Annotated in this window: 14 protein-coding genes; 8 read left to right on the top strand and 6 right to left on the bottom strand. The window is 68.5% G+C overall.

The genetic code is table 11. The features are described from left to right. Positions 1 to 2 precede the first annotated feature (2 nt). From VET27_RS00595 to glnX, 3 genes are read right to left on the bottom strand one after another with little or no spacing between them, the layout of a single operon-like run. A complete protein-coding gene (locus VET27_RS00595) occupies positions 3 to 2,252 on the bottom strand; it encodes a tetratricopeptide repeat protein (protein ID WP_526514451.1) in 2,250 nt (749 codons plus the stop codon). After that, positions 2,252 to 3,211, bottom strand: a complete 960-nt coding sequence (locus tag VET27_RS00590) for a glutamate ABC transporter substrate-binding protein (RefSeq protein ID WP_526514450.1) — start codon at positions 3,209 to 3,211, stop codon at positions 2,252 to 2,254. Before VET27_RS00590 ends, VET27_RS00595 begins: the two co-directional genes overlap by 1 nt. Next, positions 3,208 to 4,527, bottom strand: coding sequence for a protein kinase G-activating protein GlnX (glnX, locus tag VET27_RS00585; RefSeq protein ID WP_526514449.1), 1,320 nt, complete (start codon positions 4,525 to 4,527; stop codon positions 3,208 to 3,210). The genes VET27_RS00590 and glnX overlap by 4 nt, the downstream gene beginning before the upstream one ends. Positions 4,528 to 4,685: 158 nt before the next feature. Here glnX and VET27_RS00580 point away from each other — a divergent pair, with 158 nt between their 5' ends. After that, complete coding sequence (locus tag VET27_RS00580; RefSeq protein ID WP_526514448.1) at positions 4,686 to 5,192, top strand: NUDIX hydrolase; 507 nt, start codon at positions 4,686 to 4,688, stop codon at positions 5,190 to 5,192. Here VET27_RS00580 and thiE read toward each other — a convergent pair. Further along, entirely contained in the window at positions 5,176 to 5,856 is a 681-nt protein-coding gene (gene thiE, locus VET27_RS00575; protein ID WP_526514447.1) for a thiamine phosphate synthase, read from the bottom strand. The two genes, VET27_RS00580 and thiE, sit on opposite strands and share 17 nt — an antisense overlap. A 139-nt stretch (positions 5,857 to 5,995) precedes the next feature. Here thiE and thiO point away from each other — a divergent pair, with 139 nt between their 5' ends. Genes thiO through VET27_RS00550 form a run of 5 tightly spaced genes read left to right on the top strand, consistent with a single transcriptional unit; the run spans position 5,996 to position 9,259 of the window. Continuing rightward, positions 5,996 to 7,015 carry a glycine oxidase ThiO gene (gene thiO / locus VET27_RS00570; protein WP_526514446.1) on the top strand — a complete coding sequence of 340 codons (1,020 nt, stop codon included), beginning with the start codon at positions 5,996 to 5,998 and terminating at the stop codon, positions 7,013 to 7,015. Then, positions 7,012 to 7,209: a sulfur carrier protein ThiS gene (gene thiS / locus VET27_RS00565; RefSeq protein ID WP_526514445.1), complete on the top strand. Its 198-nt coding sequence runs from the start codon at positions 7,012 to 7,014 to the stop codon at positions 7,207 to 7,209. The genes thiO and thiS overlap by 4 nt, the downstream gene beginning before the upstream one ends. A 1-nt stretch (position 7,210) precedes the next feature. Next, a complete protein-coding gene (locus tag VET27_RS00560) occupies positions 7,211 to 7,966 on the top strand; it encodes a thiazole synthase (protein ID WP_526514444.1) in 756 nt (251 codons plus the stop codon). After that, on the top strand, positions 7,966 to 8,727 hold the full coding sequence (locus VET27_RS00555; protein WP_526514443.1) for an SGNH/GDSL hydrolase family protein: 762 nt from the start codon (positions 7,966 to 7,968) through the stop codon (positions 8,725 to 8,727). Before VET27_RS00560 ends, VET27_RS00555 begins: the two co-directional genes overlap by 1 nt. Positions 8,728 to 8,785: 58 nt before the next feature. Further along, positions 8,786 to 9,259 (top strand): MarR family winged helix-turn-helix transcriptional regulator, encoded by a 474-nt coding sequence (locus VET27_RS00550; RefSeq protein ID WP_526514442.1) that lies wholly within the window; start codon positions 8,786 to 8,788, stop codon positions 9,257 to 9,259. Positions 9,260 to 9,262: 3 nt separating this feature from the next. Here the strand turns inward: VET27_RS00550 and VET27_RS00545 are convergent, their stop codons facing one another. Next, positions 9,263 to 10,009: an SDR family NAD(P)-dependent oxidoreductase gene (locus VET27_RS00545; RefSeq protein WP_526514441.1), complete on the bottom strand. Its 747-nt coding sequence runs from the start codon at positions 10,007 to 10,009 to the stop codon at positions 9,263 to 9,265. A gap of 117 nt (positions 10,010 to 10,126) precedes the next feature. Here VET27_RS00545 and VET27_RS00540 point away from each other — a divergent pair, with 117 nt between their 5' ends. Both VET27_RS00540 and VET27_RS00535 read left to right on the top strand, forming a co-directional pair. Then, positions 10,127 to 11,638 carry a M28 family metallopeptidase gene (locus tag VET27_RS00540; protein ID WP_526514440.1) on the top strand — a complete coding sequence of 504 codons (1,512 nt, stop codon included), beginning with the start codon at positions 10,127 to 10,129 and terminating at the stop codon, positions 11,636 to 11,638. Beyond that, positions 11,635 to 13,071, top strand: a complete 1,437-nt coding sequence (locus VET27_RS00535) for a M28 family peptidase (protein WP_526514439.1) — start codon at positions 11,635 to 11,637, stop codon at positions 13,069 to 13,071. Before VET27_RS00540 ends, VET27_RS00535 begins: the two co-directional genes overlap by 4 nt. 3 nt (positions 13,072 to 13,074) lie before the next feature. Here the strand turns inward: VET27_RS00535 and VET27_RS00530 are convergent, their stop codons facing one another. Next, positions 13,075 to 13,233, bottom strand: a complete 159-nt coding sequence (locus tag VET27_RS00530) for an SRPBCC family protein (protein ID WP_526514452.1) — start codon at positions 13,231 to 13,233, stop codon at positions 13,075 to 13,077. Between the last annotated feature and the right edge of the window lie 4 nt (positions 13,234 to 13,237).

The raw sequence follows: 13,237 nt of genomic DNA, 5'->3' as shown, positions 1-13,237 counted from the left end.
AGCTAGAACGTGCTCATGGGCCGCACGCTGTTGGCGAGATCGACCAGCGCATAACGGTGTTCCTGGGTCGGCGCGACGCGGGAGAGCCCCCGCAGTGACGCCTCGACGCCGAGTCTCAGACCGTGCTCGGTGAAGGGAAAGCCCAGGATGTGGTTGGTGCTCGCCGTGTTGTCGGCCAGCCAGTCCATCGCCGTTCCGAGCACCAGCGCGCGGATCTGCAGAACCCGCGGCTCCGTGTCGGGCAGCACCTCCACCCGCCGCGCGGCATCACGGATCTGCTGCTCGGTGATCTCGCTACCCGACCGCCCGGACAGCAGCGTCACGGCGCTGGTGAGCCGCGCCGTGGTGAAGTGCCTCGACGTGGGCGGTACCTGGTCCAGTGTCGTGACGGCGTCATCGCGTTGGGCATTCGCCGACTGCGCGCGCGCGAGGCCGAATCCCGCCGAGATGATGCCGTTGTCCGTGTTCCACACCGTCTTGTAGAACGTGTTCTCGTCAGCGGAGCCGCTCAGCTCCGCGGTCGCCGCCAGCGCCAACTTCGGGGCAAGTTCACCGGGCAGGGTGTCGAGTACCTCGGTGAAGTGCTTGGTGGCCGATTCGTAGTCGGCGGAGAGCAATTCGGCCACCGCGCGGAACCACACCAGACGCCAGCGCCAGCCCACCCGTTCGCACAGATCGTCGAGCTTGCGGTTGGCCTTGGCCACGTCGCCGAGGTCCAACAGTGCCCGCACCTCCATCAGCGGCAGTTCGACCGACTCCGACAGGTCGACACCGCCGTCGGAGTCCAGCGAACCGTAACGCGCCGCTCGCAGCGAGTCGAGCGTCTGGACGGGCTGGCTGAGCACGGTCGCCGACAGCACCGCCGCACCGACGTCGGCGGGGTCGACGAGCGGCACCTGCAACGCTCTGACGATCTCCTGGGCGGTCAGCTTCTCGGAGTGCACCTGGCCGTCGAGGTACACGTCGGTGTGGGCGACCAGAAGGTCGACGCCGAACGTCGAACGTGACGGACTGAACACCGCGGACAGGCCCGGCCGTGGCATACCGGAATCCTTGGCGACGACCTCGCGCAGCACGCCGATCAGCTGACCGGACATCTCCTCGGCACTGCCGAATCGTCTGCGCGGATCGGGGTCGATGGCCCGTCGCAGCAGTCGACCGAACGAGTCATGTTGCGCCAGCACGGGATCGTCCTCGGGCAGCCCGTCGTCGTAGCGGCCGCTGCGGGTGCGCAAGTCCAGCGTCAACGCGGCGAGGGTGCGGCCCACCGTGTAGATGTCGGTGGCGATGGTCGGCCCCGTCTTGACGATTTCGGGTGCCTGGTATCCCGGTGTGCCGTAGAGGAATCCGTAGGAGTTCAGCCGCGACACGCCACCGAGGTCGATCAGCTTGAGCTGCTCCTCGGTGACCATGACGTTCTCGGGCTTCAGGTCGTTGTACACCAGTCCGACGGAGTGCAGGTAGCCGAGCGCCGGCAGGATCTCGAGCATGTACGCGATCGCCTGCGCCACCGGAAGTTGGTGGCCCTTCGCTTGTTTGAGCGACGTTCCACCGACGTACTCCATGACGATGTAGCCGACGGGGTCGCCGTTCTTGTCGTCGTGTTCGACGAAGTTGAAGATCTTCACGATCCCCGGGTGGGTGACCTCGGCGAGGAACTGGCGTTCGGCCATCGCGATCGACTGCGCCTCGGCGTCACCCGAATGCACCAGACCCTTTAGCACCACGGGTCGATCGTTGACGTTCTTGTCGAAGGCCAGGTAGATCCAGCCGAGCCCGCCGTGGGCGATGCAACCCTTGATATCGTACTGGTCGATCACCATGTCGCCCGGACTCAGCTGCGGGAGAAAGGAATACGAGCTACCGCAGTGTGGGCACCAACCCTCGGAGAGGGCCTCGCCGTCGGAGGTGGAACGGCCGACCGGCTTGCCGCAGTTCCAGCAGAACCGCTTCGCCACGGCGACGACCGGGTCGGTCATCAACGCTTCCAGCGGATCCCGTTCCGGCACGCGAGGTACTTCGACCAGACCGCCACCGAGCCGTCGGATCGGCGACCACTGCCGAGTCAGCATGGTCGTCTGCTCGTTCGGTTCGGTCTCGACGCTGCCGACCGAGAAGCCCTCGGAGTCGTCGAAGATCGGCCGGAACACGGCTTGCGTCGCCATCGGCCGCATGGTCGCCAGCGAGTCGTAGGCCATCGCGTCTGCGGGTTGGGTACCCGGGCCCTCGTCGGGCGTCTCGTCGGCGGACATCAGTCCTCGTACCTCGGTACGGGCGGTGCGGGAGCGGGTCCGAGCACCGTCAACCACTTGCGGTACAACGTGTTCCACGTGCCGTCGCGACGAACCCTCTCGAGGGTTCCGTTGACGAACCGCACCAGGCCGGTGTTCTCCTTGTTGATCCCGATGCCGTACGGCTCCTTGGCCATCGACGGCCCGACGATGTGCAGGTACGGATCCTGCGCTACCAGCCCCGCCAGTATCGAGTCGTCGGTGCTCACGGCGTCGACCTGACGCTGCTGCAACGCGACCAGGCAGTCGGCCCACGTCACGACCTCGACGATGACGGGTGGCGGGCTGATCTGCTGAATGCGCTCCAGCGACGTCGTACCCTTCACCGCGCACACACGCTTGCCCGCCAGGTCGGATGCCTGGGTGATCGCCGAGTCGCGAGGCGCCAGGATCCGCTGGTTGGCCGACAGGTACTCGGTGGAGAAGTTCACCAACTCCTTGCGCTCACAGTTGATACTCATGGTCTTGACGACGATGTCGACCTGATTGTTCTGCAGCGCGGCGATCCGGTCGGCCGACGACAGGATGCGGTACTCGACCTGCGAGGGCGTGCCGAAGATGTCGCGGGCCACCTCACCCGCGATGTCGACGTCGAAGCCGGTGATCTCACCCGTGATCGGGTCGCGGAAGCTGAACAGATTGCTGCCGATGTCGAGACCGACGATGAGCCTGCCGCGGTTGCGGATGTTGGTGACGGCGGCGTCGGCCTCGGCCTTGGTGGGGAACGGTCGTAGGCTCGCAGTGCAGTCATCGTCGCTGTCGGGCGGCTGCACGGGCACCGGGGAGGCCTCGGCCATACCCGCGGGCGTCGGCGGCGCGAGCGTCACGCTGGGCACGTTGACGGCGGGCGCGGTCTGGCTGCAGCCGGCCACCACCATCCCCACCGCGAATGCGGCCATCAGCTTTTTCACGTTCATCATCTGTACTCACTCAACCGTGGCCACAGCCCGAGCGCCACCGCGATCGCCGCGATGATGCTGAGCACTGCCGCGCCGACCGTGGCACCGGACAGCACCCGTCGCGCGTTGACGATGTCGTTGCGCAACTGCTGGCGGCTCTCGCCGATGCCCTTCGTCAGCGCGGCGTCGAGCTTGTCGAAGGCGGGGGTGGAATCGTCCTCACCGGTGCCGAGTGCCACCTGCGTGGCGGCCTGATAGTTGCCGACCGCGATGTAGGCGTTGATCCGGTCGTCGGCGGCCCGCCAGCGCCGCAGCAGTTGTTCGGCATCGGCCAGATCGGCCTTGTCGATCGCGTCGTCGCGGCCCAGATAGTCGGCGAGCTGCTGCTGCATGGTATCGATGCGCTGGTAGTAGGACTGCTTGCGGACGCCTTCGTCGCCCCGGCGGATCAGCGCGAGCGTCTCGTCGGCTCGGGCCTGCTGAGCGGTGATCGCCATGGTGGTGACGGTCTTGAGGGACTCGGCGGCGGTGCTCTTGGCGCTGCGACTGTCGGCGGTGGAGATCGTCAGTGCCGTACCGACCCACACGATCATGATGAGCACGGCAAGGCCGCCCGCGACGAACCCGATGTTGACGAGGCGGCGGGTGCGCCGCGACAGCCACCGGTTCGCGAACGCACCGAACATCAGAGTCGCCAGCACCACCAGAATGACCGGTGCCGGGATCCTGGTCGACGCGGTCGTTTCGACGTCGACCTGCTTGCTGGTCCTCTCGTACAGCCGTTGGGCGTCGGGGAGGATCTGCGTCTGCATCAGTGACGACGCCTCCGACAGGTACGACGATCCGACGGGATTGCCTGCGCGATTGTTGGTGCGCGCCGTTTCGACAAGACCCGTGTAGACGGCGAGCTGTGCGTTGACCCGGCCGAGCAACTGGACCATCTCGTCGTCGGTGAGGCCGCTCGATGCGCGCGTCACCGCGACCGAGGCGTCGGTGATCGCCTGTTCGTAGCGTTGCCGGACGGCCCGAGGCTCAGTGCCTGAGATGAAGGCCGTCGCTGCGGCGGCATCGGCGACCGACAGGGTCGTGTAGAGCTGCCCCGCCGCGAACGACAGGGGCTCGGTGTGGTCCAGGACGGTGGACAGCGCCTGCTGACGGCCGTTGATGGTCGTCGACGTCGCGAAGGCACAGGCGATCACCAGCGCGGAGAGGACGAAGCCGATCGTGAGGATGCGGCCGGGGGTCGTCCAGAGGAACCACCACCGCGGGTGCGCGGGTCTGGTTTGTGAGCGGGACGCAAGGGGCTCGGTGGAAGGGTGCGCCAACTCCACAGTCACCTGTGCGCGGACCTCTGCTTTCGGTGCTTCTTTCCCGACTCCTCAACTGTAAAGGAATTCTAAGAGCAGGGGGCGGGACGCGCGGGACAATCGAGGACACCAAACCCATGGATCACGGCGGTCGGCCATGTTCGGCGCGCTTTACCTATCCTGAATCCGTGCGCGGCGACGGTGACGGCTGGGTCTTGTCGGATGACGGCGTGCCCTTCTGGGGTCGCCACGGCGCGGCGGGTCTGCTGTTGCGCGCCCCGCGTCCCGACGGAAGTGCCACAATGCTGCTTCAGCATCGCGCGCCGTGGAGTCATCAGGGTGGCACGTGGAGCCTGCCCGGGGGTGCCCGCGACAGTCACGAGACCGTCGAGCAGGCGGCCATCCGCGAGGCGCACGAGGAGGCGGGCCTGACGTCCGATCAGTTGGTGGTCCGCACGATGGTGATCACCGCCGAGGTCGTGGGGGCGAAGGGCTCCTACTGGACCTACACGACGGTGATCGCCGACGCGGCGGAGCCGCTGCGGACCGTGCCCAACCGCGAGAGCTCCGAGCTGCGCTGGGTCGCCGAGGACCACGTACTCGATTTGCCCCTGCATCCGGGGTTCGCCGCCAGCTGGGAGCTGCTGCGCATGAAGTCGGCGACGCTGCCGTTCGAGGTCAACCGCGAGCCGTGAGCGCCGCCTTCAACGCGCGGGCGGCGGCGGCGGGGTCTTCGGCTGCGGTGATGGCCCGCACCACCACGATGCGGCGGGCACCCGCGTTCAGTACCTCGGGAAGCCGATCCGCGTCGATGCCGCCGATCGCGAACCACGGCTTCGCGGTGCCCAGCTTCGCGGCCGTGCGGACGAGGTCGAGACCGGGCGCCGTTCGCCCTGGCTTCGTCGGGGTGGGCCAGCAGGGGCCGACGCAGAAGTAGTCGACGTCTTCACCGGCGGCGGTGTGCACCTGGTCGGCGTCGTGCGTGGACCGCCCGATCAGCGGCCCTGCTCCGATGACGTCGCGGGCCACCGCCAGCGGCAGGTCGTCCTGGCCGAGGTGAAGGACGTCTGCACCGGCGGCTCTGGCGATGTCGGCGCGGTCGTTGACGGCGAAGAGGGCGTCGTGCCTGCGCGCCGCGTCGGCGAGCACCTCGAGCGCGGCGAGCTCGTCGCGGGCCTCCAGCGGGCCGAACCGCTTCTCGCCTGCGGAGCCCTTGTCGCGGAGCTGAATGACGTCGACCCCACCTGCCAGCGCCGCGTCGGCGAACGCGGCCAGGTCACCGCGCTCGCGTCGGGCATCGGTGCACAGGTAGAGCCGGGCGGCCGCGAGGCGCCGGGGTGGCTGGAGGGGTTCAAGCACACCGCGAACGTTAGCGACCGGCGAGTACCCTTGAGCAAGCGACACGGGAGTCCCGGGACCGGGGACTGAGAGTGGGTGCGATTGCCACCCTTACCGTCACACCTGATCCGGGTCATGCCGGCGTAGGAAGGAAACGGAATTGCGGACTCATCAGGCCGGGCGATCCTTGGCCGTGATCGGCGGGGGCGTCATCGGACTGTCGGTGGCACGTCGGGCGGCGCTCGACGGCTGGACGGTGCGCGTGCACCGCACCGACGCGCACGGCGCCTCCTGGGTGGCGGGCGGCATGTTGGCGCCCCATAGTGAGGGCTGGCCGGGTGAGGATCAGCTGCTGCAGATCGGGTTGGCGTCACTCGAGATGTGGCACACGGACTTCCTGGACGGGCTGCCCTCGAACGTCATAACCGCCCGCGAGTCGCTGGTGGTCGCCGTCGACCGCGCCGACGCGGCGGACCTGGCCACCACCGGTGAATGGCTTGCCGCCCAGGGGCACCCGGTGACGATGACCAGGGCGGCGCGCGACCTGGAGCCGCTGCTGGCGCAGGGTATCCGGCACGGTTTCCTGGCCGAAACCGAACTGGCCGTTGACAATCGGGCCCTCGTCGAGGCACTCGCAGCGCGGTGCGCGAGTCTCGGCGTCTCGTGGGCGCCGCCGGTGCGTTCGTTGGTCGAGGCACGCGACGCCGACGTCGTCGTGATCGCCAACGGCATCGATGCGCCCGCGCTGTGGCCTGGACTGCCGATCCGCCCCGTCAAGGGCGAGGTGCTGCGACTGCGGTGGCGACGGGGCTGTATGCCTGTGCCGCAGAGGGTGATTCGGGCGAGGGTGCACGGTCGTCAGGTGTACCTGGTGCCACGCGCCGACGGCGTGGTGGTCGGGGCGACGCAGTACGAGCACGGCAGGGACACCGCGCCCACCGTGGCGGGTGTCCGCGAACTGCTCGACGATGCGTGCGAAGTCATCCCCGCGCTCGGTGAGTACGAGCTCGCCGAGTGTGCGGCGGGCCTGCGACCGGTGACCCCGGACAACCTGCCCGTGGTCGGCAGGCTCGACGACCGCACGCTGGTCGCGGCGGGCCACGGCCGGTCGGGTTTCCTGTTGGCGCCCTGGACCGCCGCGACGATCGCGGCCGAGTTGAAGGCGGGGGTGCCCGCGTGAAAGTCGTGGTGAACGACGAATCCGTCGAGATCGACGACCGGACCACGGTCGCCGACCTTCTGACCAGGCTGGGCATCCCCGACAAGGGCATTGCCGTCGCGGTCGACTGGGCGGTCATTCCGCGCTCGGAGTGGCACTTGGCGCTTACCGATGGAGCAAAGGTGGAGGTCGTGACGGCGGTGCAGGGTGGCTGACGTGGATTCGAAGTTGACCATCGCGGGCCGGAGCTTCGGGTCGCGGCTGATCCTCGGCACCGGCGGCGCGGCGAACCTCGCGGTGCTGGAGGCGGCGCTCGTGGCCTCCGGGACCGAGCTGACCACCGTTGCGATGCGCCGGGTCGACGCGGACGGCGGCACGGGTGTGCTGGATCTGCTGAACCGGCTGGGCATCACGCCGCTGCCGAATACGGCCGGCTGCCGCGGTGCGGCGGAAGCCGTCCTGACGGCCCGGTTGGCCCGCGAGGCGCTGAAGACCGACTGGGTCAAGCTCGAGGTCATCGCCGACGAGCGCACGCTGCTGCCCGACGGCATCGAATTGGTCAAGGCTGCAGAACAATTGGTCGACGACGGCTTCATCGTGATGGCCTACACCAACGACGATCCGGTGCTGGCGCGGCGCCTCGAGGACATCGGTTGCGCGGCGGTGATGCCCCTGGGTTCGCCGATCGGAACCGGCCTGGGCATCGCGAATCCACACAACATCGAGATGATCGTCGAGCGGGCCGGTGTGCCCGTCGTCCTCGATGCAGGCATCGGGACGGCGAGTGACGCGGCGCAGGCGATGGAGCTCGGGTGCGACGCCGTCCTGTTGGCGACGGCCGTCACCAGGGCTGCCGACCCGCCCACGATGGCGGCTGCGATGGCGGCCGCGGTCACGGCAGGCAGGCTGGCCCGCCAGGCTGGCCGGATACCCAAGCGGTTCTGGGCGCAGGCGTCGAGCCCGACCCGGTGATGGGGCGGTACGTCGCGCTCGGCTCGTCGATGGCGGCAGGTCCCGGGATCAGGCCCAAGGCCGCAGACGCACCGGCGGGCGCCGGTCGCTCGGCCGTCAACTACCCCCACCTCGTCGGCGAACGACTCGCGTACGACCTCGTCGACGTGACGTTTTCGGGAGCCACCACGGCGAACGTCCTCTTCGAGCGGCAGCACGGTGCACCGCCGCAGATCGATGCGCTCGACGGCACGGAGAGTCTGGTCACCGTGACCATCGGCGGCAACGACGCCGGCTACGTGCCGCTGCTGTTCGCCGCGGGGTTGCCCCGCTTCACCCGATCGCTGCCGGTTCTCGGCGGGATCCTGCGCGAACGACTCGACCCGACCACGCGCGACCGCGCGCTAGTGGCGGTGGGGGAGTCCCTGAAGAACGTCGGCAGGACGGTGCGTGAGCGGGCCCCACGGGCGACCGTGCTGTTCGTCGACTACCTGACGCTGCTGCCGCCTGCGGGAACGCCCGCGCCGCCGTTGACAGACCTCGACGCCGCCCTCGGCCGACGGGTGGCCGACACGCTCGAGCGACTCACGGGAGAAGCGGCGGGTGAAACCGGTTGCGGGTGGGTCCGCGCGGCCCACGCCAGCCGTGAGCATCACCCGTGGTCGGACGACCCGTGGACGACCAGGTTCGGACTGCCGTTGCCTGGCAGGGTGGTGCCGTTGCACCCCAACGCGGCAGGCATGCGGGCGGTCGCCGATCTGATCGTGGGTCAGCTGAGCTGAGCGCAGGACCGCTTCGGGGCATTTGCGTGAAGTGTCATCCAATGCCGATGATGTGTGCATGACCGTGTGGTTGACGCCGTCGCAAGGGCGAACCTGGCTGCACTACATGCGGGTGTATCACCGGTTGGAGTTCGAGATGAACCGGCAGCTGCAGGCCGAGTGTGGCCTGTCGCTGGCCGACTACACGGTCATGAACGCGCTTTCCGCGGCATCCGGGCGGCGGCTGAGGCTCTCGCAGTTGGCCACCACCATCGGCTGGGAGCGCAGTCGGTTGTCCCATCACCTGCTAAGGATGGCCGCGCGGGGCTTCGTGGACCGGGTGCAGTCGGACACCGACGGCCGGGCGACCGATGCCCTGCTGACCGACGCGGGACTGAAGACGCTGCGGGCCGCGGCGCCCAAGCACGTGGCGTGGGTGCGCACGTTGTTCTTCTCCGACCTCGACGAGGATCGCGTCGTCGAGCTGGGCGACCTCCTTGGCGAGGTCTATCAGACGATTCTGCGCGAGGGCACGTTGCCGACACCGGACTGACGGTTAGGTCTGGACTTCGCCACCGTCGACGAACATCTCACTTCCGGTCATGAAGCTGCTCGCCGCAGAGGCGAGGAACACCACCGCGGCGGCGATCTCCTCTGGCTGGCCGATCCGACCCAGCGTCACGTCGGCGGTGAGGCTCTCCAACAGTTCCTTCTCGCCACCACTTGGAGCGAGGCCGACGAGGCCTGGCGTCTCCACTGGCCCGGGCACCAGCGTGTTTACCCTGATGCCACGGCCTGCCAACTCCGCCGCCCAGGTCCGGCCGAACGATCGTACGGCGGCCTTCGAGGCGGCATAGACACCGAACGAGGGAATGCCCTTGGACGCCGACGTCGACCCCGAGAGGATGACCGACGCGCCAGGATTGAGCAGCGGCAGCACCCTCTGCAGGGTGAAGAGCGTTCCTGCGACGTTGCGGTTGAAGGTGTCGAGGTAGTGCTCCATCGTGACGTCCTCGAGGGTTGCGAACTCGCCGCCGCCCGCGTTGGCGAACACCGCGTCGAGACCACCACCGCGGGCCGTCACCGCGTCGACGACGGCGTCCAACTGCGTCAGGTCGCTCACGTCACTGCGGATTCCGGTCGCCGACGGCCCGATCGAGGCCACGGCCGCATCGATCGTGGACTGGTTCCGTCCGGTGAGGAAGACGTGTGCGCCAGCCTCCGCGAGGGCGCATGCCGAGGCGAGCCCGATGCCCGCGGTGCCGCCGGTGACGAGAGCGTTCTTGCCGTCGAGTGATCCCATGACTGCTCCTTTTACGTGACTGATCACTTAAATCCAGCCTGCCCGAAATTGCGTGATGTGTCAACCAATTACCACGACGCGGAGGTCCTCCCGTGGGGCGTGACTAACGTTGGGAGCATGCGGCGGAGATCACGGGCGGTACTGGCAGCGTTCACTGTGGTCGTGTGTGCGACGGGCGTGGCCGGATGCGGCAAGGAATCCGCTAGGCCGGAGCCCTCGGCATCGCCGAGTGCCGCGTCGACTCCCGCTGCGGACTTCGCGGTGGCGCTTCGGGACCGTGTCGGCACCGACGCGATGTTGGCGCACCTCAAGAAGCTTCAGGAGATTGCCGACGCCAATGGCGGCAACCGGGCTCTTGGTTCACCGGGGTATGCCGCCAGTGTCGACTACGTCGCCCAGACGTTGCGGGACAAGGGCTTCGACGTGCAGACGGGAGACTTCGACGTTCGGATACCGTTCGCCGACGAGCCCGTGGTGACCGTCGGCGGCCAGCGCGTCAAGGCCGCGCCGCTCAACTACACGGTCGGGACGTCCGAAGGCGGGGTCAGCGGCCCCCTGGTGCCTGCCCGCACCGGCCCCTTGCCCGGCTGCGCGGCATCGGACTACGACGGCGTGGGCGTCAAGGGCGCCGTCGTCATGGTGGATCGCGGAGCGTGCCCCTTCGGTGTGAAGCAGACCGTGGCCGCCGAACGCGGGGCAGTCGCCCTGATCGTGGCGAACAACGTCGACGGCGACGACATCGGCGGCGGCACGCTGGGGGAGGACACCGAGGTCAAGATCCCGGTGGTCAGCATCTCCAAGTCCGACGGAGCCCGCCTGCGGGAGAACCCTGCCGCCACGACCGTCGCCTTGAACGCGGGCGTCCGCGTCGACCGCACTCGCAACGTCATCGCGCAGACCAAGACGGGCTCACCGGAGAACGTCGTGATGGCGGGCGCCCACCTCGACAGCGTCCCCGAGGGGCCAGGCATCAACGACAACGGCTCCGGTGCCGCGGCGGTGTTGGAAACCGCTGTGCAACTGGGTAGTTCACCGCAGGTGAAGAACGCGGTCCGGTTCGCCTTCTGGGCGGCCGAGGAGGAGGGGCTGGTGGGATCCACCAAGTACATCCAGACCCTCGACGCCGACGCGCTGAAGAACATCGCCCTCTACCTCAACTTCGACATGCTGGCTTCGCCAAACCCCGGCTACTTCACCTACGACGGAGACCAGTCCGCACCCCCATCTGACAGCGTGCCGCGGGTGCCGGAGGGTTCGGCAGGCATCGAACGCCTGCTGGCCGGCTACCTCAACGGTGCCGGCAAGGAACCGCGTGACACCGGCTTCGACGGGCGCTCCGACTACGACGCCTTCACGCAGGCGGGCATCCCGGCGGGCGGGTTGTTCGCCGGTGCCGAGGAGAAGAAGGGCGACGACGAGGCAAAGATCTGGGGCGGTGCGGCAAACGAGCCGTTCGATCCGAACTATCACAAGAACTCCGACACCTTCGACAATCTCGACCGCACCGCGCTCGAGATCCAGGGCAAGGGAGTCGCCTACGCCATTGGCACGTACGTGCAAGATGAAGGCGGCCGCAACGGCGTACCCGCCCGCGACGACCGCACCCGGCACGTAATGAAGGAATCATGAGGGCGGTATGGGCGTTGGCGTGCCTCTTGCTCGTGTCCGCCTGCTCCTCGGAGCAGCAACCGCCGCCGCCCGCCGCAGTCCCTGCGCGCGAGCTGTCCGGCAAGGTGACCGCCGACGGCATGTATCAGCATCTGCAGAAGCTGGCCGACATCGCTGCCGCCAACGGGAACAGCAGGGCCGACGGCACGCCCGGGTTCGACGCCAGCGTCGACTACGTCGCGGGAGTGTTGCGGGACAAGGGCTTCGACGTCCAGACATCGGAGTTCGAGCGGCTCGCCATGTCGGCGCCGGGAAAACCCACCCTGGTCGCATCGGGCCGGAGCTTTCCCGTCGACCAGGCGTCGTTGCTGGTGACCACCGCGACGGGCGGCCTCAGCGCGGTCACCCTGCGGCCTCGGCGAGCGTCCGGCTGTAGTGCGGGCGACTACGGCTCGGTCGATGTTCGCGGGGCGATCGCCGTCGTCGACGACAAGGGTTGCTCCGTGGTCGACAAGCAGAACGCGGCCGTCGGGAGGGGGGCGGTGGGGGTGCTCGTGGTGAGCGATCCCGGTTCGACCGTCAGTCCGGCGGGCCTGTTCACTCCGGGGTACTACCGGCAGCTCACCACGCCGGTGGCCGTGATCGACGAAGAAGCCGACGCGCAACTGCGCCGCACCTCGGCGCCGGTTCGACTGACCCTGAATGCCAAGGGTGCGGTCGTGAAGTCACGGAGCGTGGTGGCGCAGACCAAGACGGGCAACCCGCACAACGTGGTCGTCGCAGGCGCGCACCTCGATTCGGCGGCGAGCAGCCCGGGTCTGAACGGCAACGCGTCCGGCGTTGCCGCCGTGCTGGAAACCGCTGTGCAGCTTGGTAGTTCGCCAACCGTCACCAACGCGGTGCGATTCGCGTTCTGGGGATCGCAGGACCCTGGCCTGCAGGGGTCGACCACGTACGTGGCGAGCCTGGGCCGCGGCGGGCTCGACGACGTCGCCCTGTGCCTGGACTTCGACCTGCTGGGCTCGACGAACGCGGGTTACTTCACCTACGACGGCGACCAGTCCGGCCAACCCAACCCGGACGTTCCCGCCGCCAAGGTGCCCGCCGGGTCGGCGGGCGTCGAGCGGACACTGGCCGGATACCTCAACCTCGCCGGCGTGCGGCCGGCCGACATGCCCCTCGGCCTGGCGAGCGACTACAGCGCATTCCTGCGCGCCGGGATACCGATCGGCGGCATCACCACCGGAGGGGCGCAGCGCAAGTCGGCGACGCAGGCCCGGCTCTGGGGCGGCCGTGCCGGGGCGCCGTTCGACCCCAGCTACCGAACCCCGGGCGACACGATCGCCAATGTCGACCGCGCCACCTTGGCGATCACCGGTCCCGCGGTGGCCTTCGCCGTCGGCACGTACGCGCAGTCGACCGAAGGGCCCAACGGGGTCCCCGCTCGAGGTTGACGGCTAGGGCGTGCGATCACGGCCCTGGTATGAACGGGCAACACGAGTGACGAACTGGTAGACGCCGTCCTCGTCGGGAGCCAGTGGGCCGGGCCGCGCGTGGGGTGAGGTCAGGCCGCGTTGGACTGACTCGCATGCCGCCCAGTCCTGCCGGTTGGTCAGATCC

It is taken from the genome of Mycobacterium sp. (assembly GCF_035633495.1).
Classification (GTDB): Bacteria; Actinomycetota; Actinomycetes; order Mycobacteriales; family Mycobacteriaceae; genus Mycobacterium.
This window is presented reverse-complemented; position numbering and strand designations above follow the sequence as displayed.